The sequence below is a fragment of the Verrucomicrobium sp. BvORR106 genome, assembly GCF_000739655.1.
Lineage (GTDB): Bacteria > Verrucomicrobiota > Verrucomicrobiia > Verrucomicrobiales > Verrucomicrobiaceae > Verrucomicrobium.
The window spans coordinates 1-22,537 of sequence record NZ_BATR01000128.1 but is presented as its reverse complement, the minus strand read 5'-3'; the positions used below and the strand labels follow the sequence as shown (position 1 = coordinate 22,537).

Sequence of the window (22,537 nt, the reverse complement as noted above, 5' to 3'; positions counted from 1 at the left end):
TTGGGCACCGCCCAAGGAATAGATGACCAAACAACCCTTGAGGGCTGAAGGCCCGGTCTCAGCAATCCTGCCCACGACGATCATCCCTGAATGACGTCGGGCCTTCAGCCCTCAACATCTAAAACTAACGCCAACCTTGGGCGTTGCCCAAGGCTGGTATCACTCCGGGCTTTCAGCCCTCAATTCGTTCGCCAAAGGGAGATCATCAGCCTCGCCGCCCTTTCCCTAATGGCATTGGCCTTTAGGCGGGGTATTGGAGCTTTGTATTGTTATGTGAGCGAGAAGTGCGGGAGATATGGGCAATACGACCCCGCTTGCTGGGATTGATCGCAAAGTCACCCACCTCAAAACCTTCGTGCCTTTGTGCCTTCGTGTGAGGCTAATGAAGCTCACAACAACAACCCCCGACGCCTTGCGGTCGTCGGGGGTTGAAGGGAGGGAGAGAGAATGCGGATCCAGCGGACTACGCCAGTTTATAGGCGGGAGCCCATTCGGCGCGTGGAGGGGCGCCTGCGAGCAAGGCGTTGGCGGCGTCGTTGCCGACAAAACGCTTGGTCTTCGGATCGAAGGTCAATTCGACGTTCAGGTACTCCGAGATCATGCCCAGGTTCAGCACTTGGGTCAGTTCGCCGGAGATGCTGAAAGGAGATTCGGTGGTGCCGTTGCCCATGCTGGCCTGCACGAAACTCTCGAAGTGGTTGAGCTTCGGCGGATGAAGGGCCAGGGCATCCCGGAACTCCAGCATCTGCTTGCGCGGGTACACCAGAGAGTGGCTGTCATGCGAGCCACGCTGCACGAGGTAGTCGCCCTGCTTGCGATGCAGCAGCGTGCCTGCCTTGCCCGGCTTCGGTGCCACCAGCTTGCCGTCCTTGTCGGGATCGCCGTATTTTTCCTCGATCTGCACCTTCACCTCGCCCGCGCGCCAATGCAGCTCCACCGCTGGCAGCTTCTCACCACGGGCGGCGAACTCAAAGCGAATGTCCGAGGTCAGCGGGAAGCTCACCTGGTTGTAGTCCGCCAGTTCCAGCGGCGTGATCTTCGTGGGCAGGCCGAGCTTCAGATGATGATGGGCAAAGTCGATGATGTGTGCGCCCCAGTCACCGAACATGCCGCCGCCATAGACGTGGAAGCCGCGCCAGTTAAAGGGGTGGTACATCTTGCTGTAGGCCTTCTTCTCGCGGGGGCCACACCAGAGGTCCCAGCTCTTCAGGGACTCAGGCATGGGCTCTTCCGCAGGGTAGCCGGGGATGCGCTCGGCCGCGTTCATGAACCAGAGCGAGGGGGACTTCCACGCTTCGATCTTCACGATGTCATCCACGATGCCTGCTGCCAGCATCTGCTTGAACTGATCTGCCCCGGCGGAGGTGTGGCCCTGGTTGCCCATCTGGGTGACCACCTTGAACTTCTTCTCCGCACGCATGAGGATCTCCGCCTCTTCAAAGGTGTGGGTCAGCGGCTTCTCCACGTACACGTGCTTGCCGAGCGCCATCGCATGAATGGCGGCGGTGAAGTGGGTGTGGTCAGGCGTGACGACGCTGACGGCATCGATGTCCTTGCCCATCTCGTCGAGCATCACGCGGAAGTCGTTGTAGCGCTTCACATCCGGGAACGCCGCCAGGTTTTTCTCGACGCCTTTTGCGGTCACGAAATCCACATCCACAAAGGCCACCGGGGTGGCAGTGCCTGCGGCGGTCAGTCCGGGTATGACGCTTCCGGCACGACCGCCGACGCCAACGCAACCCAGGTTGAGGCGACGGCTCGGTGGGAGTTTTGGATTGTCAGCCGCGCGGGCGCTGGTGAGGTACGCAGGGATAAACGTAAAACCGAATCCGGCAGACAGCGATTGTTTGACGAATCGGCGACGGGAGGGAGTGACAACGGTGTCAGGTGATTTCATGAGTAAACAGGAACGCACGTTGGGCGCATCTCATGCATGCGAGTTTGTGAATGGTTGCGGGGGCTGAGTGATGAGCTGCGCGTGGAGATGTCTGCATGGGGGCATTCGCCATACCGGTGGCAGGAATGCCACTTCAAAAGGGCCGAAGGTCCGGTGTCATACCAGCCTCGGGCAACGCCCGAGGAATCGACGAACCCCGCATTTCTTGAGGGCTGAAGGCCCGGCCTCATCAAGCCTGCCCATGACGAGCATCCCTGAATGACGTCGGGCCTTCAGCCCTCTGATTCTCTTCTACCCCATAACCTGGGGCGTTGCCCCAGGCTGGTATGACGCCGGACCGTTGGTCCTCAGTTTCATCATGCAACGGAGATGATCGCTCTACCCAGTTTCCCCCAGAAAGGCGGAACTCCAACGTCGGCGCGGAGGCTGGTGGGTGGATGCGGGCTTGCTCGCGCTGCCGAGGCTTTGATTCCAAAACCCTTCTTGCCTTTGTGCCTTCGTGTGAGCCTAAAACAACAACCCCCGACGCCTTGCGGTCGTCGGGGGTTGCTGAAGGTAAGGTGTGATCGAATGAGCTCTAACTCACCGCATCACTTAGGTGCAGCGCCGGTGCCGGAGTTTCTGCCGGAGGCGCCGATGCCTTCCCAACCGCCGCCGAGGGCCTTGTAGATGGCGACCTGGGAGGTGGCGGTGGCCGTCTGGCTTTCGGCCAGGAGGCTCTGGGCTTCCAAGAGCACGCGCTCGGCGTCGAGCACAGTCAGGAAGTCAGCCACACCGTTCTGGTAGCGCTCGCGGGCCAGGTTGGCGGCCTGCTCTGAGGCGGTGGCGGCTTCGCTGAGGTAGTTGCGGCGGGCGCGCTGGCGACCAAAGGTGACCAGGGAGTTTTCCGTTTCCTCAAGCGCACCGAGCACCGTCTTGTAGTAGGTGGACACCTGGGCGTCCACACGGGCGTTGGCAGCACCGATCTGCGCTTTCACACGACCGAGGTCAAACGCGGCCCAGGAGATACGGGGACCGAAGGAGTGGGCACCGGTCCAGGGACCGCTGAAGGTGTCTGCCTGGATAGATGCCGTGCCGTTGAAGGTCACACGGGGGAAGAGGTCGGCGGTGACCACACCCACACGGTGCGTGGCGGCTTCCAGATCGGACTCAACCGCACGGATGTCCGGACGGCGGCGCAGGAGGTCAGCAGGGTTGCCAATGCGAACGATGCTGGGCAGCGTGGGGATTGGCTTGGGCTTGATGAGCTCCGGCTTGAGCGTGGACGGCGTGGTGCCGATGAGCACGCTCAGACGGTGGATGTCCTGCGCGATGAGGCCCTCGATGAGGGGGATCGCCGCGAGGGTTGAGTTCAGCTGGGCGCGGGCACGGGAGGTGTCCAGCTCAGTACCGCGGCCACCCTGGAGGAGGCTCTCGGTGAGCTTGAGCGTTTGCTGCTGGTTGTCCGCGTTGCGGCGGCGCACGGCAAGCTGGTTCTGCAGACCGCGGAGCTCCAGGTAGGTGCTGGCGACCTCGGCGGTGACGAGCACCAGACCGTCTTCCACAGCGGCTTCAGCAGCGCGCACGTCCGCCTTGGCGGCCCAGTTGCTGCGGCGCACGCGGCCCCAGAAGTCGAGCTCCCAAGTGGCGTCGAGACCGGCATCATACAGCTCGGAGTTGCGATCCACACCGGGACCGCTGGTGGCCTTGCTGTTGCGCTGGTTCGTGTAGCTGGCGGCGGAGGTGACCGTCGGGAAGTAGTCGTAGCGGACGGCGGCACGCAGGGCGCGGGCTTCCTCCACACGGGCGGCGGCGATCTTCAGGTCCAGGTTGCTGGCGATGGCACGATCCACGAGGCTGTTGAGCTTGGGATCGTTGTAGCGGCGCCACCACTGGGCCACGGTGGGGGCAGCGGAGTAGCCACCCTCGTTCTTGTTGTCGAAATTGGCACCGACTTGAGTTTCCGGAGTCTTGGGGTTAGGCCCGACGGCGCAGGCTGAAAGCACGCACAAGGACAACAGGTGCCAGGCAGGATGGAGGCGTAGGTTCATGAGAGAGTGTCTTGGGAGTCGATATCGAGGTCTTCTTGGGTCTTGGGGGCAACGAGTGTCATTACGAATCCAATTGCGATGCCGAGCGTGTAATACGCAAGTCCGCCGACAATCGCTGCGCCGGCATAGTGAATTTCATCACGGCGGTCCCAAAAATAGGGGATGTGGTCAGAAGCGAGGTCATCGAGGCGATCAATGGCAAACTCTACTGGGTAGTCAAAAAACTGTTGGATGAGTTCCAGTTCCCACGGTCCGTGACTGCGGGCGCTGGCATAGACCATGACGATGATGACGGTGTGCAGCACCAGAAAGCTCAGTCCGTACCATTGGACTTTTGAAAGCGATTGCATGCACGCACACCATAAGCAGATTCGTCAGTGGCTGGCGACAACTTCCTTGACCGGATGGGCAGGTTCTGCCTCCACCACCTTCTTCTTCTTGCTGCCGGTGAGTTTCCGGATCACGAGGTAGAAGACGGGGGTGAGGATGAGGCCGAAGAACGTGACCCCGATCATGCCGGCAAACACGGCCGTACCGAGCGTGCGGCGCATCTCTGCACCGGCCCCCTGTGAGAGCACGAGCGGAAGCACGCCCAGGATGAAGGCGAAGCTGGTCATCAAGATGGGGCGCAGACGGAGGCGGGCGGCCTCCACCGTGGCCTCAAAGAGAGGCTTGCCCTGATCCTCGAGCTGCTTGGCGAACTCGACGATGAGGATGGCGTTTTTCGACGCCAGGCCCACCAGCACCACCAGCCCGATCTGGGTGAAGATGTTGTTGTCCAGCATCTGATGCGGCAGCCCCAGGTAGTCGAAGATGGCCGGCAGATACGTGATCCCCAGCAGCGCGGAGAGGATGCACATGGGCACGATGAGGATGATGGCCAGCGGCAGGGACCAACTCTCATACTGGGCGGCCAGCGCCAGGAAGACGAAGATCACGCACAGCGGGAAGATGTACACGGCAGCGTTGCCAGCCAGAATTTCCTGAAGCGTGAGTTCCGTCCAGTCGATGGAGAAGCCGGGCGGGAGCTGCTCTTTGGCGAGCTTTTCAATCGCGGCAATGGCCTGCCCGGAGGAAGTCCCAGGGAGGACGTTCCCGGTGAGGTCGGCACTGGCGGCGGTATTGAACCGCGAGGCGACGTCCAGACCGGTGACTTCCGTGACCTTGACCAGGGTGCCGAGCGGGACCATGCCGCCCTTGTCATTGCGCACCTTCAGACGGGTGATGTCTGACGGCACGAGGCGGAACTTGGCATCCGCCTGCGCGGTGACCTGATACACGCGACCGAAGCGGTTGAAGTCATTCACGTACAGCGAGCCGAGGCAGATCTGCAGGGTGTCGAACACGTCGTTCAACTGCACGCCCATGCTCTTTGCCTTCACGCGGTCCACCTCCACGTGCACCTGGGGCACGTTCGGGCGGATGGTGGTGAAGACCCCGGCCAGACCGGGGACCTCAGCGGCCTTGAACATCATGTTGAAGGCGGCCCCGGCGAGGGCGTCCTTGCCCTGGGCGAGGTTGTCTTTGATCTGGAGCTTGAAGCCGCCGACCATGCCGATGCCGTCCACGGAGGGGGAGGGGAAGCACAGGGCGAGTGCTTCCTCGATCCCGGCGAACTGGCCCATCATCTGGCCCAGGATGGACTCGAGGCTCTTGGACGGATCGCCCTTGCGTTTCTCGAAGTCTTCCAGACCGATGAAGGCCACGCCGGAGTTGGGCATGTTACCACCCACGAGCGGGTTGAAGCCGGGGAACTCCACGCTGTTCACCACGCCGGGGATGCTGCGGGCGATCCTGCCCATGCGCAGCGTGACCTCGCGGGTACGCTCCAGGGAGGCACCGTCCGGCAGCTGGGCGAAGGCGATGATGAAGCCCTTGTCCGCAGGCGGCACGAAGCCGGTGGGCACCTTGTTGAAGAGATCCACCGTGAGGTAGAGGAGGCCACCGTAGAGGAGCAGAGCGACGAGGGCGAGTCTCAAGGTGCCCTTCACCACGCCGGAGTAGGCGGCGGTGAGCTTGTCGAAGGTCCAGTTGAAGAGCTTGAAGAACCAGCCAAAGAAGAAGTTCAGCAGGCGCTGGAAGAAGTCCGGCTTCGCGTGGTGCGGCTTCAGCAGGATGGCGCTGAGGGCCGGGGAAAGCGTGAGGGAGTTGAACGCGGAGATGATGGTGGAGACGGCGATCGTCAACGCGAACTGCTTGTAGAACTGGCCGGTCAGACCGGTCATGAAGGCGGTGGGAACGAACACCGCGGTGAGCACCACGGCCACGGCGACGACCGGGCCGCTCACTTCCTCCATGGCGCGTCTGGCAGCCTGGAGCGGGGAGAGGCCGAGGGCCATGTTACGTTCCACGTTCTCCACCACCACGATGGCGTCATCCACGACGATACCGATGGCGAGCACGAGACCGAAGAGCGTGAGGTTGTTCAGCGAGAAGCCGAACAGTTTCATCACCAGGAAGGTGCCCACAATGGAGACCGGCACGGCGAGCAGCGGGATCAAGGAAGCACGCCAGTTCTGCAGGAAGACGATGACGACCAGCACCACGAGCAGGAGGGCCTCGATAAAGGTGTGCACCACGGCGTCGATGGACTTCTGCGTGAAGATGGTGGTGTCATACACGATGTCGTACTTCAGGCCGGGCGGGAAGGCGGAGGAGAGCTCATCCATCTTCTTGCCCACGGCCTGGCGGGTCTCCAGAGCATTAGAGCCGGGGAGCTGGAAGAGCACGAGTGCGGCGGCCGGCTTGCCGTTGAGGTAAGAGTCGAGGTTGTAATCACGGGCGGCCAGCTCTACGCGGGCCACGTCCTTCACGCGGGTCACCTGGCCGTTGTCACCGCGCTTGATGATGATGTTCTCAAACTGGGAGGGCTCGGTAAGACGGCCCTGCGTGGTGACGGTGAGCTGGTACGGCGTGCCAGCGGGGGCGGGCTGGGCGCCGAGCACCCCGGCAGCCACCTGCACGTTCTGCTCGCGGATGGCGGCGACCACCTCAGAGGCGGTCATGCTGCGGGAGGAGATCTTGTCCGGATCCAGCCAGATGCGCATGGCGTAGTCGCGGGCGCCAAAGACCTGCACGGAGCCCACACCGGGGAGACGGGCCAGGTGGTCCTTCACGTTCAGGAAGGCGTAGTTTCCCACGTACAGGCTGTCATAGGTGTCATCCGGGGAGAGCAGGTGCACCACCATGGCGAGGTTCGGCGACTGCTTGATGGTCGTGATGCCGAGACGGCGCACTTCCTCAGGCAGCTTCGCGGTGGCGATGGACACGCGGTTCTGCACCTGCACCTGGGCCATGTCCAGGTCTGTGCCCAGCTTGAAGGTCACGGTGATGGTACACACGCCGTCTGCCGTACAGGCGGAGGACATGTAGAGCATGTTTTCCACCCCGTTGATCTCTTGTTCAATGGGGTTGGCCACCGTCTCAGACACCACCTGGGGGTTGGCGCCGGGGTAGGTGGCGGTCACCACCACGGTGGGCGGGGCCACCTCGGGGTACTGCTCAATGGGGAGCGTGAAGAGGGAGATGCCTCCCACCAGGGTGATCAGGATCGAGAGCACGGCCGCGAAGATGGGCCGGTCGATGAAGAATTTGGCAAAGTTCATGTCTGGGAGCGAGACAGTGACCCGGACAAAGCGCCGGGCTTGCAGGAGGTTGATGAAGGGGGAGCGGGGCCTCCCCCAGAGAGGGGCTTGTTTAGGAAAGCGGACTGAAGTGCGAGGAAACGAAGACGACCACAGCAGGCGGCATCAGATCAACTCAGTGACCCGCCGCAGCAGCGGGAGGCGCGGCCTGGGCCTGGAGCTTGGCGGCTTCCTCTGGCGTCTTGGGATCCACCGGCATGCCGGGGCGGATCTTGGCGACGAAGCCGTGGGAAATCACGCGATCCTTCTCGGTGAGACCCTTGCGGATCACGCGCTTGCCGTCGATGACGGGGCCAACCTCCACCGGGCGGGGAGTGACGATGTTCTTGTCATCCACGACCATGACGACCTTCTGGGCGAGGTCGGCGCCGATGGCCTTGTCATCCACCAGCAGGGCCTCATGGGCACCCTGGCCGGGCACACGCACGCGGGCGAAGTAGCCAGGCTGGAGCACGCGCTGGCCACGCTCTGGGCGGGGATTCGCGATCAACATACGGACCTGGATGGTGCCGGTGTTCGGGTCCAGGCGGTTGTCCATGAAGTCGATCACGCCCTTGTGCGGGAAGCCTTCGTCATCGGCCAGGGCCATCTCGCACTGGATGCGGTCTTCCTCCTTGGCCGCGCCGCCGCCGGTGCGGTTCAGCCGCTGGTAGCGCAGCACGGTGAGTTCATCCGCATCGATGTAGCAGTACATGGGGTCCAGGCCTACGATGGAGGCCAGGAGGGATGCGCCCATGGGGCCGCCCACGACCAGACCACCGGGGTCCATGAGGCGGCGGCCAATGCGACCGTCCACCGGGGCCTTGATCTCTGTGTACTCAACGTCAAGTTTGGCTTTCTCCACCGTCGCATCCGCCACCTGGAGACCGGCTTCGGCCTCACGCACGGCCTTGGCGCGGGTATCGTAGTCTTCCGCAGAGATCGCCTTGGCGGCGAGGAGCTTGGTGGCGCGGTCGAACTCATTGCGGCTGAGCTCGAGCTTCACGCGGGCCTGCACCTGCTGGGCCACGGTCATGTCCAGCGTGGCCTTGAAGGGGCGGGGGTCCACGGTGAAGAGCAGGTCGCCCTTCTTCACCTCACTGCCGTCTTGGAAGTGCACGCTCTTCAGATAGCCGGTGACCTGGGAGTAGAGGTTCACGGACGCGGAGGCATCTAGACGACCGGTGAACTCATCCCACTCGGTGATCTCTTTCTTAATAGGGTGCTCCACGCTCACCACGGGAGGTGGCATGGCCGGCGGGGGACCGGCAGCCTCTTTCTTTGGCAGGCACGATACCAGGCCAAGCGAGAGGACGGAGCAAAAGGCGAAGGGGGCGGGGCTCAACTTCATGAGAGTGATGGGGGTGACAGAAGGTCTGCCTGGATGATCGTCAGTAATGCTGATGATTTCCCGGGTGTCAAGGATCGGTAGGAAAGCGGCGCTGAAGGGGAGGGGGTTGAAAGAGCCTGGGAGGGCTGGCGATATTTTGACGCAATGGGCACTACGCCCGCGATTTTGAACTGGGTGCGGCGAATTTTTCGACCGGGAGCATTTTTTTGATCCGAGGATTCCAGGGACGGCAGACGGGAGGGCGCAGGGGGAGCGGAGGACGCGCACCCTAGAGAGAAGCCGGGGCGGCTCTCTATAAATGGGACAAGCGGTCGGGAAAACGGGAGCATCGGCACAAGGAATAGGATGAGCGGAAACCGTCTGGGTGGACGTCTTTGTGGACGAACGAAGGCGGCGTGAATCGACGGACAAGCGCGGGCAAAGAAGACAAACTTTTGCAGTTTACAGAATGCAAGCAACCACTTACACTCGCTGCAAGTAACCACTTGCATGCAGACTGCGACCTCCAAGAAGAACGAACCTTCCGTCACCCGCGAGCGCCTGATCGAGGCCGCGCTCAGGGTGTATGCCCGGGATGGGCTGTCCCGCGCGACCACCCGCGTGATCGCTGAAGAAGCGGGGGTGAATGAGGTGACCCTGTTCCGGCATTTCCAGAACAAGGAAGGGCTTCTCTCGGAGGCGATGCGGCACTTCGTCGAGTCCATGGGGAACCAGGACATAGGGGAGGAGGAGGCCTGGACGAGCAATCTGAAAGAGAACCTGCGACGCTTTGCCACAGGCCTGTATGGCAAGATGGTGCAGGATGAGGCCTTCGTCCGCACGATGGTGGGTGAGGCACACCGGCATCCAGAGCACGCCCGCACGATCATCCTGGATACTGTCCGTCCCATCCGCTGCCGCTTTGTGCAGAACCTGGAGGCCGCCCGTGCGGCTGGGTGCGTGCGGCAGGATGTGGACCTCAACATCGCGGTGGAGGCCTTCACCAGCATGCTGCTGGGCGGCATGCTCAAGATCACGGCCAACTGCTCTGAAGGCTACACGGGCGACGACTACGTGGCGGTGTGTGTGGACCTCTTCTACGCCGGGATCGCCACCCCGCAGGGCGTGAGCGTGAGCGTGAGCCAGGGCTGAGGCACGGTGCTCCCAGTTATTTCCCATTTCCCTTTCGATTCCAACTTCCCCCCCAAGACCAGACCAAAAAAACCCCCCCAATATGAAACCCCTCCCTTATCTGTGCTGCCTGGCCGCGCTCGCGCTCGTGGGATGCTCCCACCAGGCGGCGGAGCCCCCCGCCGCTGCGGCCTCGGCGAAGCCGGTGGAAGAAGCGCCGCCGCTGGAGGTAAGGGTGCAGCCTGCTGAATCGCAGGCGATGCCGCGCTTCCTCCGGGTGACGGGCGAGCTGAAAGGCGCCCATCAAGCCCTCGTCGCTGCCGATGCCTCAGGCAAGGTGGTGGAGGCCCCGGTGGAGCGCGGCATGGCGGTGAAGAAGGGCAGCGTGCTCATCAAGCTGGATGATCGCGGGGCCAAGCTCTCCCTGCAGGAGGCGGAGGCCACCCTGGCGGAGACCAAGCTCAAGACGGACTGGCAGCACCGGGAGCTGGCGCGCAATGAGCCGCTGGCCAAGACCAAGGCGATCTCCGACGCGGACTACCAGCGCTTCAAGGTGGATGTAGCCGCCGCAGAGGCCGGGCTGGCCGCGGCAGTGGCCCGCAGGGACCAGGCGCAGAAGGCGCTGGATGACACGCAGATCCGGGCGCCCTTCGACGGCACGGTGGCGGAGCGTCTCACAGAGGCGGGTGAATTTGTCAGCACCAGCTCGCAGGTGGTGAACCTGGTGGACACCCAGACGCTGCGGCTGCAGTTGTACATTCCTGAAACTGCGGTCGGCGGCATCAAGCAGGGGCAGCAGGTGGAGTTTGTGGTGCCTGCGAGACCAGGCCGGAACTTCACCGGCGTGGTGAAGCACGTGGGTGCCTCCGTGCGGGAGTCGGCGCGGGATTTGATCATCGAGGCCGAGGTGGCCAATGAGGACCAGCAGCTCAAGCCGGGCATGTTTGCCGAAGGCCGCCTGCTCCTGCCTGAGGAGAAGGTGCTGACGGTGCCGCTCACGGCGGTGAAGACGGAAGGCCCCACGCGCCGCGTCTATGTGGTGAAGGACGGCCATGTGGTGGAGCGCCTGGTGGAGGTGGGTGAGAGCCGCGGGGATCGCGTGGAGATCCGCCAGGGTGTGGAGGCGGGGGACATGGTGATCGTCTCCCCCGGACCGGGCGCTGCCGATGGCGCGAAGGTGAAGCTGACCGCCCAGCTTTGATTCAATTCGACTGACTTAATCCTGATCGCGATCACCGGGGCCCTGAGGGTGCGCCGGGTGATGATTCCGCGAACCCCCCAACGCTGAACCTACTCTTATTATGCAGTGGCTTGCCGCCATCTCAGTGAAACGCCCGGTCTTCGCGACCGTGCTCGTGCTGGTCTTCGTGGTGGTGGGAGCCCTGGGCTACACCCGCCTGCCCGTGGACCGCTTCCCCAAGGTGGACTTTCCCACCGTGTCCGTCGTGACCCGTCTGGACGGGGCGACGCCCAAGGAGATCGAGACCGAAATCACGGACAAGATCGAGGAGGCCGTGAACACCGTGAGCGGCATCGATGAGCTGCGCTCTGTCTCGACCGAGGGTATCAGCCAGGTGCTGGTGGCCTTTAACCTGGACAAGAAGGTGGACGTGGCCGCGCAGGAGGTGCGCGACCGCGTGAACCGCATCCTGCCCAACCTGCCGGAGGATGTGGACACGCCCATCGTGGAGAAGCTGGACCCGGATGCGGAGCCCATCATGAGCATCTCCCTGGTGGCGGAGAAGCCCGTGCGTGAGATCAGCGAGTTGGCGGACAAAGTGGTGCGCCGACAACTGGAGAGCGTGGCCGGGGTGGGGCAGGTGACCCTGCTGGGTGCGAGGAAACGCCAGATCAACATCTGGATGGATCCCGTGCGGCTCAAGGCCTTTGACCTCGCCGCGGTGGATGTGGAGCGCGCCCTGCGCCAGCAGAACGTGCAGATCCCCAGTGGCAACGTGAAGGGCAACGGCGTGGAGGCCGGTCTGCGCGTGCTGGGCAAGGCCCAGAGCGTGGATGACATCGGCCGCATCGTCGTGCGGGAGAAGGACGGCGGCCTGGTACGCCTGGCAGATGTGGCGCGGGTCGAGGACGGCGCAGAAGATTTGCAGACGGTCGCACGTCGCAATGGCCAGCCCACCGTGACGCTCTCCATCCGCAAGCAGTCGGGGGAGAACACCATCTCTGTGGTGGATGCCGTGAAGGAACGTCTGGAAGAGATCCGGCCTACGCTGCCGGAGGGGTACAAGATCGAGATCGTGCGGGACAACTCGCTCATCATCCGCACCAGCACGCACGCGGTGAAGGAGCACTTGGTGCTGGGCTCCATCTTCGCCGCGCTCATCGTGCTTTTTTTCTTGGGCAACGGCCGCGCTACACTCATCTCCGCGCTGGCCATCCCGACCTCGATCATTGCCAGCTTCGGCGTGATGTGGGTGGGGAACGTGACCTTGAACTCCATCAGCCTCGTGGCGCTGGCCCTGGCGGTGGGCATCGTGATCGATGACGCCATCATCGTGGTGGAGAATATCTTCCGCCACCTGCATGAGAAGAAGGAGAACCCGTATGACGCGGCGATCAACGGCACGAAGGAGATCGGTCTGGCGGTGATGGCGACCACGCTGTCTCTGCTGGCGGTCTTCATTCCCGTGGCCTTCCTCAGCGGCATCGTGGGCAAGTTCCTCAGCAGCTTCGGTCTCACCATGGCGTTTGCCATTGCGGTGTCCCTGCTGGTGAGTTTTACCCTCGCACCCAGCATGTCGGCGCGCATGCTGAAGATCACCAAGCCCAACTGGATCGAGCGGGGCATGACCTACCTGGTGAACATCTTCTACACGCCGCTGGAGGGGCTTTATATGTGGATGCTGCGTATTTCCATGCGGCATCGCTGGATCGTCGTGCTGGCCTGTATCGGCGCGCTGTATTCCGTTGGCCCGATGATGGGCAAGGTGCAAAAAGCCCTGCTGCCCCCGGCGGAAGAGGCGGAGTTCCTGGTGAACCTGCGCACCGCAGAAGGCACCACGCTGGAGGCGACCGACTTGGTGGCAGAGCGCATCGCGCGAGACATCCGCACCCTCCCGGGTGTGGAGTACACGCTGCTGACGATCGGTGACAACGACCAGCGCACGCCGAACAAGGCGGGCATCTATGTGCGCCTTATCGATCCCGCGAAGCGTCCCGACTCGCAGGAGCAGATCATGGACCGCGTGCGTCAGGAGATCGTGCCCAAGTATCCCAAGGACCTGCGCATGACCGTGCTGCAGGTGCCGCCCTTCAGCACCGGGCAATCCAGCGCGACGGTGCAGTTCATCATCGCGGGTTCGGATCTGGATCGCATCAACCAAGCGGCGGAGACGGCGCTCAAGGAGATCCCCAGCATTCCCGGCATTCGCGATGTGGACTCCACGCTGGTGAGCGGCAAGCCGGAGATTGTCGCCTCGGTGGACCGCGCCAAGGCGGGTCAGATGGGCGTGAACATTGCCGATCTTTCCTCGACCCTTCGCCTGCTGGTGGGTGGAGCGGATGTCTCCACCTACAACGAAGGCGGGGAGCAGTATGACATTCACCTGCGTTCTGAGGCCCCGTATCGCAACAGTCAGGAGGCGCTCAGCCTGCTCAGCGTGCCGTCTGGCCGAGGCGGCACCGTGTCCCTCTCCAACGTAGTGAAACTGGAGCGTCGGGAAGGCCCGGCGGAGATCAACCGCGCGGATCGTCGTCGCCAAGTGACCATCATGGCCAACCCCGCGCCCGGGGTGGGGGAGAGCCAGATCGCGGATGCCATCGAGACCATTGTGAAGAAACAGAACCTGCCGGCTGACTACGAAGTGGGTCCGACGGGGCGCTCCAAGGAGTTGAAGAAGGCGGGCCTCGCGTTCGTCACCGCCTTCGGCATGGCGTTCATCTTCATGTACCTCATTCTGGCGGCGCAGTTCGAGTCCTGGCTGCACCCCTTTACCATCCTGCTGGCGCTGCCGCTCACACTGCCCTTTGCCATCCTCTCGCTGCTGCTCTTCAACCAGTCGCTCAACATCTTCTCCGTGCTGGGGATCCTGGTGCTGTTCGGCATGGTGAAGAAGAACGGCATCTTGCAGATCGATCACACGAACCAGCTTCGAGAGAAGGGCATGAACCGGCTGGAGGCCATCCTGCAGGCGAACAAGGACCGTCTGCGCCCCATCCTCATGACCACCCTGGCCTTCGTGGCCGGGATGGTGCCCCTCATGTTCTCCAAGGGCGTAGGCGCTGCCTTCAACAACGCCACTGCCGGGGTCATCATCGGCGGGCAGATGATGTCCCTGCTGCTCACGCTGCTGGCCACACCGGTGTTCTACTCCCTCTTTGACGATGTCATTGGTTGGAGGAAAAAACGCTCGGATCGCCGCGAGGCGAAACGCGCTGCCCGTGAGGCTGCTGCCCATCCCGCCCCGCAGCCTGCTCATTGATTGTCTTGTGATTCTGATTCCCTGACTGACTCCGTTTTCGCTCTGCACATGAAATCCCTCCGCACGGCCACCTGCGCCGGACTCCTGCCGATCCTCGCCTTCACCGGATGCACCGTAGGCCCCAAGTACGAGAAACCGGACGTGAGCGCCCTCACGCCCGCCACGTGGAAGTGGCAGCAGGCCAGTCCGAAGGACAGCCAGCCCCGCGGTGAGTGGTGGCGCATCTTCAAGGACGCCGAGCTGAACCGCCTGGAGGCGATGGCTCTGGGAAACAACCAGGAGATCCGCATGGCGATGGCGCGGATCGACCAGGCGCGTGCCGCGGCCGGACTGAGCGTGGCGGCTTATGCCCCAGACATCAGCGTGGACGCCCGGGCCCAGCGGGAACGCACCTCGGGGAATCCGCCCTCACCGGTTCCCATTGCGATCCCCGCCGCGCACATCAACACGTTCAACGTGCCCCTGCAGCTCAGCTATGAGATCGATCTCTGGGGCCGCGTGCGCCGCTCCATCGAGTCCGCCAACGCCCAGGTGGACGCCAGTGTGGGCGACTACCACAGCGTCCTGCTTTCTCTGACCGGCGATGTCGCCAGCCAGTATTTCCTCATCCGCAGTCTGGACTCCCAGATGGTCGCGCTCCAGCGCACGCTCGCCAGTCAGGAGAAGACCTTTGGCCTGATCGATCAGCGTTTTGCCGCCGGAACCATCCCCGAGGCGGATCACGCCCGCGCCAAGAGCGAGGTCGCCACCGTGCGGGCTGAGATGGCCGATGTGAAGCGCCAGCGTGAGGAGACCGTCAATGTGCTCGCGCTGCTCTGCGGCCAGCCCGCCAGCCAGTTCAGCGTGTCCAAGGCCGAGATCCAGGGCACCCCGCCCAAGATCCCCGCTGGCATCCCCGCCGAGGTTCTGGAGCGTCGTCCCGATGTCGCCGCTGCCGAGCGGCTCGTCGCCGCGCGCAATGCTGAGATCGGCGTGGAGATTGCCGGTTATTTCCCAACAGTCAGCCTCACCGGGCAGGCAGGCTATTTGAGCAAGGACACCTCCTCGCTCTTCAACGCCGACAGCCGCGTCTGGTCCTTCGGCCCCAGCGTGAGTGTTCCCATCACCGGCGTCTTTGTCACCAAAGCCAAAGTCGCCCGCGCCCGCGCCGTGCATGAAGAAAGCACCGCCAAGTTCCGGCAGTCCGTCCTGGCGGCCGTGAAGGACGTGGAGACATCCTTGATTCAGATCCGCTATCGCAAAGAACAGACCGTCGCCCAGAAGGAAGCGCTGGATGCCGCACTCAAGGCGACGTCATTGACCCGCCAGCTCTATGAAGGCGGCAGCATCAGCTATCTGGAGCTGCTGGACGCCGAGCGCACCAGTCTGCTGCGGGAGAGGCAGTACGCGCTGCTCAAGGCCCAGGGGCATATCGCGACCGTGGGATTGATCCGGGCGCTGGGGGGGAGTTGGTAGAGAAGGAAAGTGCCCGCTACCAACGGCAGGCTAAAGCCCGGCACTACTTTCAGCTGCCGCTGCGGGTGTAGTCCGGTTGTGCCAACCGGCTTGGAAATGGAGTGGTTGACGGTGCGTTATGGGAAACAACCTGACGCCCCAGACGCCAACGTCGCCAGCCTGCAATCGCGATCATGCCCCTCCCATCCCGCTCACGCCAGCGAGGCTCTGTTCGTAGTACAAACTTTAGTTTGCTCAGGACGCACTACTCCTGGTCGACTGAGGCAAACTAAAGTTTGTACTACGAACAGCTGCCTACTGCCCTCAATCCCGTAACTTAACATCGCACAAGCGCTCCGAGCCCAAGGCTGACTCCAACCTTGTCTCGGGTGGCAATGCTTCATTTTTTCTGGTTCATCACGCGGGAAGCCCCACGCCATCGGCGTGATACACGTTAGCCCAGGGTCAGACCGCGAAGCGGTCGCCACTCTGGGTACGGGGGTGTAGCGTAGGAACTCCAACGGAGTTCTACAGACCGTCCAAGATGCCTGGAGACGACAGTCCTGCATGCGGTGAACATCTCTGGGATGCGGCCGCAGTTTGTAGAACTCACTTCGGAGTTCCAGTGGCTGCGTATGTGTACCCAGGGTGGCGGCTCGTCCCTCGCCTGACCCTGGGCTACTTTGTATGACGCCGTTGGCGTCAGAGCACTCGCACGTGACAACGCTGACCCCTTAACCTGACGCGCATGCGCAGTCGCGGGATCAGACCGCGAAGCGGCCGCCACCCTGGGTATGGGGGTGTAGCACCGGAACTCCAACGGAGTTCTACAAACCGTCCCTATCTAAGCGCAGAAGTTTTGAGCCTCGGGAGTTTGATTTGCAGTTGGACGATGTAGGATTTGTGAGGAAATGGTCAGGCGATTATCCACCCATGCAATGACTTTACTAAGAATATTGATCGCCATGCTGATGGTCAGCGCTTGTAGGCAAGCCCCTCGCGCTCCCGCTGTGCCCAATGTTTTCGATCAAGAGGGAGAGCATAAGTTTAATGGTGACTTTTTTATCACTGTTTACAAAGCGGACAATCTTATAGCCGGGACGGTGAGGCATAACGGGGTGGACATCGTCGCGCACCATCCGCGGGCGAGCAACTATTCCACTTGGTTCTACTATTGGGATGAAAGCTCCATGAAACTGTGGTTTTACAGCGGGGATGTTGGCACTGATCTTTGGCAACTTGAAGGTGATAGTTTGGTGAAAAAAAGCTAGATGTTGCTGAGGCGGTCTCGATGGTAAAGAAGGTGAAGTCTATGCGTTCTAATCGCTGAAGCTGACACATGTATGTCGAGGATGATTGTCAGGCGGAGAAGCCCCACGCCATCGGCGTGATACAAAATAGCCCAGGGTCAGACCGCGAAGCGGTCGCCACCCTGGGTATGGGAGGGTAGCACGGGAACTCCAACGGAGTTCTACAGACCGTCCAAGTTGCCTGGAGACGACAGTCCTGCATGCGGTGAACATCTCTGGGATGCGGCCGCAGTTTGTAGAACTCACTTCGGAGTTCCAGTGGCTGCGTATGTGTACCCAGGGTGGCGGCTCGTCCCTCGCCTGACCCTGGGCTACTTTGTATGACGCCCTTGGCGTCAGAGCTGCCGCTACGGGAGTAGTCCGGTTGTGCCAACCGGCTTGGGAACGAAGCAAGTGGTGGTGAGTTATGGGAAACAACCTAACGCCCCAGACGCCAACGTCGACAGCCTGCAATCGCGATCATGCCCATCCGATCCCGCTCACTTCAGCGAGGCTCTGTTCGTAGTACAAACTTTAGTTTGCTCAGGACGCGTTACCCCAGATCGACTGAGGCAAACTAAAGTTTGTACTACGAACAGCTGCCAACAGCCTTCGCCGCAACCCTTGGGCAGGCGACTGCACTCCACGTGAGAGACCTCGCAGACGCTTCATTTAGTGCCTCCTCACGTCGACAACTACAGGGGCGTTGGGTGGTTGGAGGTCAAAGACCAGTGGGTGGATATGGATGCCCTCTGCCACGGGAAATCAACTCCGGTCGTAGCTGTCGACGTGAGGAGAACCGACCAACCGCGCGCGTTTTGGGGTGGTCGCCAAGGAACCGACTCTGGTCCAGCCCCCAGTAAGTCCCCTCAGAGGATTTGGGCCTGAAAGGCCCACAGAGCCCAGCCCAGGGGCATAGGCCACGAAGTGGACGGAGACCCTGGGTACCTCCGCGAAGGATGATCAGGTGGGAAGGCCGACAGCATCCGCTTCCTCCCCACCGCCATCGACACCTCCACGTCGGTTGGACCTGATGTCATGCGCTGACTGACGTTCGCGGCAAGATGCCGCAAACAGCACGCAGGATGTGTGCGCTCCCCGAGCTTCCCTGGCTCCTTCGTCCCCAACGCCCTTCCACACGCCGCCCCCCAATTCTAATCAACTTCTGAAAACTCCCCGTTGATTGGATGCCCCGCTTAGCGCACATTGTCTTCATGCAGGGAGACGTGGAAGTAACAGCGCATGCAGTGGATTCGGCCAGAGCAAACCCAACTGCTCAACCCGCCCCAGGCCGGGCACCGAGCTACATCAACACGCCGCTGACCCTCAAAGAACGGTCGGTCATCGAAGCCCTCGCACGGCGGGAGAATCGCAGCCGGGGGCAGCAGCTGCGCCATCTGGCGACGCTGAAACTGCAGGATATGGGCCTGCTTTCCGCGGACGACTCCGGCAGCGGGCCGAGGGCAAACGCGTTTGCGGAATAGCCATATCCGCCGCCCAAGGGCCGCTCGTGGCAGCGGTGGGTGGTTGAGGTAAGGTTGCAGGAAATAGAGGATCAGGACAAGTGAGGAATCGGAACAGGGAGCAATTCAAGGAGGAGACAAAACGATGGAATACTGGAACGTGGCAGTGAGAAACATTCGGTCGGGGAAGCTGGCGGATCTGGGCCTGGATGAGGTGGGAGCCTGGACCCGGGTCAGCAGCTTTTGTGTGGACCAGGAGAATCAGGGGCTGATCAAAAGTGCCCGGACATGGAGTGAGACGAAGTGGTTGCAGACCACCGGCGTGCCCCGGGAGATGATCCTCCGCTGCACGGAGTTGTTCGAGTGGGAGGGGGACGATCTGCGCGTCTGGATGTACCCCGTCAGCCAGGAGGAAGTCTGCCAAGAGAAGAGAAGAATCGCTGCAGCCGCAGGAGTGGCCAGCGGCATTGCCAGAAGAAAACTCGCAGAGGAAAGAAAAGCGAAGGAGCTGGAATCGGCCTGCGATAAGGAAAGAACTGCTGAACGTCCGTTCAACGGAAGCAGCGAAGTCGTTGAACAAAAGAGAAAGGAAATTGGAATAGAAAGAGAAACAGGAAGAGTAAAAGAAAAGGAAAGCAAAACAGAAACACAAACGCCCCAACCAGCCCAAGGCCAACCCCCAATCCCAGCAAAGCCAGCCGGGGCTACGCCCCTGAGCGTGTCTGTTTCCAACTTCTCTCAGATTCAGAATCAGACTCTGAACCAGACCCCGGCCCCGAGCTCCCCGCCTGCGGAGAAAGACGCCGCGTGGTTTGCAGGGTTCGAGGAGTTCTGGACCAACTACCCTCGCAAAGACGCCCGGCGCAAGGCGGAGCAGGCCTGGCGCAACGTGAAGGGTAAGGAACGCCCGCGGCTCGTCGAGCTCATGCAGGCTCTGGGACGGCAATCCAGCTGCCCGGCGTGGCGTGAGCAGGATGGCCGCTTCATCCCGCTGCCTGCGACTTGGATCAACGGCCGACGTTGGGAAGACGGCGGCACCTCCGCCGCGGCACCGGTCCAGCAGACCGCGCCGCTGCTGCCGTCCTCGCCCGTGCCATTGCCCATGTCCTCGCCCTTCGGCGTGAAAGACGCGGACGGTCTCTCGCCCCTCCAGCGGGCTTTGGCGCAGAGTCAGTCATCGGCTTCTCCAGTCCCGGCACTGGCGCTTGAGGTAGCCACGGATTGGACGTCGCAGACCCGCGGCGGCTTGCCCTGGTGAGGCAGAGAGAGTCACAACGCAACCGCATCGGCATCATCATCATCATCGTCAACATGATCAACTTGCGACATTCAGCACAAGAGGTTTCCCGCCGTCTGGCGGACAGAGTGGAATCGGTCTGTCTGCGACTGCTCCCCGGGGGCTCCCGGAAGGGCGCGGAGTGGCTGACCGGAGACGTCCAGGGCGGGCAGGGGCAGAGCCTCAAGGTGCAGCTCAGTGGCGAACACGCAGGCCGCTGGCGGGACTGGGCGGAGGAAGGGCGTCACGGGGACTTGCTGGACCTCTGGGCCGCCGCACGCGGGATCCCGCTGGCCGAGGCCTTTCGCGAGGCGAAGGAGTACCTGGGGATGCTGGGGCCGGAGCCTGCGACGGCGAGTCCGAGGAAATATCAAGCGCCGCCAGTGCGCGAACAGGCTGGGGTGATCCCGGTGGCGGAGGAGGGCGTGGTCATGCGGTACCTGCAGCTCCAGCGCGGACTGGATCCGGCGGTGGTACGTCGCTTCGGCGTGGAGGGGCTGCCTTCCGCCGGGGCGCTGGTCTTTCCCTGTCATGCGCCGGATGGCACGCTGGTGAACCGCTCCTATCGGACGGCGCCCGGGCCCAACGAAAGCGGCCTGGGTGCGAGGAAACGCGTCTGGCAGGATGCAGGATGCGCCCCGAGCCTCTTCGGCTGGCAGGCGCTGCCGAAGTCCGCCTGGGAGAAGCGCACCGTCCTGCTGTGCGAGGGCCAGATCGACGCGATGACCTGGACGCAATGGGGCGTGCCAGCGCTAAGCGTGCCCAACGGCACCGGAGCGGCCTGGATTGACCACGAGTGGGATCAACTGGAGCTGTTCGACCACATCTACCTCTCGTTCGACATGGACGGCGCGGGCGCGGAGAACGCGAACCGCGTGATGCAGCGTCTGGGGCGGCATCGGTGCCTGCTGGTGAAGCTCCCGCACAAGGACGCCAACGAGTGCCTGCTGCAAGGCTGCACCGCCGACGATGCCGAGCACTGGATCGCCCAGGCCCGGCCGCCGCAGATCCACAAGCTCCTCCTGGGGCAGGAACTGCACCAGCGCCTCATGAGCGAACTGGAGCCCAAGCCTGAGCCCTTCACGCTGGACTTCCTGCGCGTGGCCTGGCCCCACCAGGGCTTCTACTTCCGCCCGCACGAACTCACCGTCTGGACCGGCGCCTACGGGCAGGGGAAGAGCACCTTCCTCAACTTCGTGGCGCTCAACCTCCTCAGTCAGCTCAGCCACACCGGCGTCTTCATGGCCTCGATGGAAATGCGGGCGGAATCCACCCTGCGCCGTCTCACGACCACCTATTTCCAAGAACCCGCCACCCCGCCGCATGCGGTGACGTTTCTGGAGAAGTTCGGCACCCGCCTCGTCTTCGCCGACGTGGTGGGCTACATCAGTCAGGATCTGCTGCTGGAGATGATGATGTTCTCCTTCCAGCGCCACGGCGTGCAGCACTTCATCGTGGACAGCCTCATGCGCGTGGACGGGCTGGAGGAGGAGTTCGCCGAACAGGGCCGCTTCATGAACCGGCTCCAGGAGTTCGCCAAGGAAACCGGCACCCACATCCACCTCGTAGCCCACCCGAGAAAAAGCGCCTCCGGCCAACGGCAGGACCGGCTGGAGATCAAAGGCAGCTCGCTCATCGCGAACAACGCGGACAACATCGTCGCCATCTCCAGGAACCCCGAGAAAGACGCCCTGCGCCGCGACAACAAGCTCACCCCGCTGCAGGACGCGTCGCTGCATGATACTGAGATCCGCGTGGAGAAACAACGCGAGAACGGCTGGCTCGGCATGGTGCCCCTGAAGTTCTTCCCGCGGAGCAGTTGGTATGAGAAGGCGAGTTGAAATGCGGAAGGGGGAATGCGGAGTTCGGAATGGGGTGGAGTGAGGGAGTGTTGGAGTGCTGGAGTATTGGGCGTTGGGGATCAGGCAGATCAAGGTTGCAGCGAGGCGACGGACGGGTTTGATTGGGTGAAGATGGTGAAGGAACTTGTCTTCGCAGCAGGCGTCTTGCTGATGCTCGTTGGTTGGATGCTGCATTTGTTCCTTGCCTTGAAGCGCGCTGCCAATGCGGCACGGGTGCTGAGGGTTGAGTTTCCCGAGGTGGCGGAGTCTATGCTCGCGGGTCGCGAAGAGAACCAGACCGGGTGGCGTCATTTGGGAGACGTGAAGTTCCTCTGGCACATTGATGTGGTGCTGGCCGCGTTGAAGAGCGAGCGGTTGCAGAAGCAGGTGCATTCTGCTCGTCGGTTGATTTGGCTGTTGCCTGTGACCGCGTGTCTTTTGGTCGTGGGTGCCGCGACTTGGCACGATGTCTGTGCGCAGACTCTGGAGCCGAGGGCAGAGGATGCGAGGTTGCGGGAATTGCCGCGGTAAGGGGGAGGGGATGGGGTTGCGTTGGGCGTTGGGCCCTGCTGGACAGCGAAGGGTGTGCGGAGATCACAAGGGACGCGAAAGCGGTGATGCTCACCGCAGTCCCAAAAGCGCTGCGCGCTCAGGTGTTGGGAGCGGGAGATGGAGGGGGAGTTCGGAGAGCTTTCGATATCGGAGGCTCTTTTGCGTTGGAGCCAAAAATCGGGTGCAGCATCTGGCGACGAAGTCGCTGTGGAGTGCGGCGAGAATCGCCGCT

General features: G+C 62.4%; 14 protein-coding genes. 9 read left to right on the top strand and 5 right to left on the bottom strand.

The features are described from left to right. Nucleotides 1–463 precede the first annotated feature (463 nt). From BV106_RS24095 to BV106_RS24075, 5 genes are all read right to left on the bottom strand, one after another. A complete protein-coding gene (locus BV106_RS24095; RefSeq protein WP_038169049.1) occupies nt 464–1,897 on the bottom strand; it encodes a Gfo/Idh/MocA family oxidoreductase in 1,434 nt (477 codons plus the stop codon). Between the two features lie 590 nt (nt 1,898–2,487). Beyond that, nucleotides 2,488–3,927, bottom strand: coding sequence for an efflux transporter outer membrane subunit (locus BV106_RS24090; protein WP_038169047.1), 1,440 nt, complete (start codon nt 3,925–3,927; stop codon nt 2,488–2,490). Then, on the bottom strand, nt 3,924–4,277 hold the full coding sequence (locus tag BV106_RS24085) for a hypothetical protein (protein ID WP_038169046.1): 354 nt from the start codon (nt 4,275–4,277) through the stop codon (nt 3,924–3,926). Before BV106_RS24085 ends, BV106_RS24090 begins: the two co-directional genes overlap by 4 nt. A gap of 24 nt (nt 4,278–4,301) precedes the next feature. Next, entirely contained in the window at nt 4,302–7,532 is a 3,231-nt protein-coding gene (locus tag BV106_RS24080; protein WP_038169045.1) for a multidrug efflux RND transporter permease subunit, read from the bottom strand. A 154-nt stretch (nt 7,533–7,686) separates the two neighbouring features. After that, nucleotides 7,687–8,901, bottom strand: a complete 1,215-nt coding sequence (locus tag BV106_RS24075; RefSeq protein WP_051946257.1) for an efflux RND transporter periplasmic adaptor subunit — start codon at nt 8,899–8,901, stop codon at nt 7,687–7,689. 489 nt (nt 8,902–9,390) lie between these two features. On the opposite strand from BV106_RS24075, the gene BV106_RS24070 reads away from it, so the two are divergent. The 9 genes from BV106_RS24070 to BV106_RS24030 all read left to right on the top strand — a co-directional run bounded on the left by BV106_RS24070 (nt 9,391) and on the right by BV106_RS24030 (nt 22,284). Continuing rightward, nucleotides 9,391–10,032 carry a TetR/AcrR family transcriptional regulator gene (locus tag BV106_RS24070; protein WP_038169044.1) on the top strand — a complete coding sequence of 214 codons (642 nt, stop codon included), beginning with the start codon at nt 9,391–9,393 and terminating at the stop codon, nt 10,030–10,032. An 82-nt stretch (nt 10,033–10,114) separates the two neighbouring features. Further along, on the top strand, nt 10,115–11,212 hold the full coding sequence (locus BV106_RS24065; protein WP_038169043.1) for an efflux RND transporter periplasmic adaptor subunit: 1,098 nt from the start codon (nt 10,115–10,117) through the stop codon (nt 11,210–11,212). A gap of 100 nt (nt 11,213–11,312) precedes the next feature. Beyond that, nucleotides 11,313–14,450 carry an efflux RND transporter permease subunit gene (locus BV106_RS24060; RefSeq protein ID WP_038169042.1) on the top strand — a complete coding sequence of 1,046 codons (3,138 nt, stop codon included), beginning with the start codon at nt 11,313–11,315 and terminating at the stop codon, nt 14,448–14,450. Between the two features lie 48 nt (nt 14,451–14,498). Then, nucleotides 14,499–15,905: an efflux transporter outer membrane subunit gene (locus BV106_RS24055; protein ID WP_038169041.1), complete on the top strand. Its 1,407-nt coding sequence runs from the start codon at nt 14,499–14,501 to the stop codon at nt 15,903–15,905. A 944-nt stretch (nt 15,906–16,849) separates the two neighbouring features. Beyond that, nucleotides 16,850–17,155, top strand: a complete 306-nt coding sequence (locus BV106_RS24050; protein WP_265596027.1) for a hypothetical protein — start codon at nt 16,850–16,852, stop codon at nt 17,153–17,155. 1,205 nt (nt 17,156–18,360) lie between these two features. Further along, nucleotides 18,361–18,657, top strand: coding sequence for a hypothetical protein (locus BV106_RS24045; RefSeq protein WP_038169039.1), 297 nt, complete (start codon nt 18,361–18,363; stop codon nt 18,655–18,657). Nucleotides 18,658–18,781: 124 nt separating this feature from the next. Next, on the top strand, nt 18,782–19,894 hold the full coding sequence (locus BV106_RS36160) for a hypothetical protein (RefSeq protein ID WP_051946256.1): 1,113 nt from the start codon (nt 18,782–18,784) through the stop codon (nt 19,892–19,894). Beyond that, the gene (locus tag BV106_RS24035) at nt 19,858–21,753 is read left to right on the top strand and encodes an AAA family ATPase (RefSeq protein ID WP_038169038.1); all 1,896 of its coding nucleotides are present in this window, start codon (nt 19,858–19,860) and stop codon (nt 21,751–21,753) included. The genes BV106_RS36160 and BV106_RS24035 overlap by 37 nt, the downstream gene beginning before the upstream one ends. Nucleotides 21,754–21,885: 132 nt before the next feature. Further along, on the top strand, nt 21,886–22,284 hold the full coding sequence (locus BV106_RS24030; protein ID WP_265596026.1) for a hypothetical protein: 399 nt from the start codon (nt 21,886–21,888) through the stop codon (nt 22,282–22,284). The last annotated feature ends 253 nt before the right edge of the window (nt 22,285–22,537 follow it).

Excerpts from the sequence above, each read along its gene's own strand:
- BV106_RS24085 (WP_038169046.1), bottom strand. The coding sequence starts at position 4,277 with ATGCAATCGCTTTCAAAAGTCCAATGGTACGGACTGAGCTTTCTGGTG.
- BV106_RS24030 (WP_265596026.1), top strand. The coding sequence starts at position 21,886 with ATGGTGAAGGAACTTGTCTTCGCAGCAGGCGTCTTGCTGATGCTCGTT.
- BV106_RS24080 (WP_038169045.1), bottom strand. The coding sequence starts at position 7,532 with ATGAACTTTGCCAAATTCTTCATCGACCGGCCCATCTTCGCGGCCGTG.
- BV106_RS24060 (WP_038169042.1), top strand. The coding sequence starts at position 11,313 with ATGCAGTGGCTTGCCGCCATCTCAGTGAAACGCCCGGTCTTCGCGACC.
- BV106_RS36160 (WP_051946256.1), top strand. The coding sequence starts at position 18,782 with ATGGAATACTGGAACGTGGCAGTGAGAAACATTCGGTCGGGGAAGCTG.
- BV106_RS24055 (WP_038169041.1), top strand. The coding sequence starts at position 14,499 with ATGAAATCCCTCCGCACGGCCACCTGCGCCGGACTCCTGCCGATCCTC.
- BV106_RS24045 (WP_038169039.1), top strand. The coding sequence starts at position 18,361 with ATGCCCCGCTTAGCGCACATTGTCTTCATGCAGGGAGACGTGGAAGTA.
- BV106_RS24095 (WP_038169049.1), bottom strand. The coding sequence starts at position 1,897 with ATGAAATCACCTGACACCGTTGTCACTCCCTCCCGTCGCCGATTCGTC.
- BV106_RS24050 (WP_265596027.1), top strand. The coding sequence starts at position 16,850 with ATGCTGATGGTCAGCGCTTGTAGGCAAGCCCCTCGCGCTCCCGCTGTG.
- BV106_RS24075 (WP_051946257.1), bottom strand. The coding sequence starts at position 8,901 with ATGAAGTTGAGCCCCGCCCCCTTCGCCTTTTGCTCCGTCCTCTCGCTT.
- BV106_RS24065 (WP_038169043.1), top strand. The coding sequence starts at position 10,115 with ATGAAACCCCTCCCTTATCTGTGCTGCCTGGCCGCGCTCGCGCTCGTG.
- BV106_RS24070 (WP_038169044.1), top strand. The coding sequence starts at position 9,391 with ATGCAGACTGCGACCTCCAAGAAGAACGAACCTTCCGTCACCCGCGAG.
- BV106_RS24090 (WP_038169047.1), bottom strand. The coding sequence starts at position 3,927 with ATGAACCTACGCCTCCATCCTGCCTGGCACCTGTTGTCCTTGTGCGTG.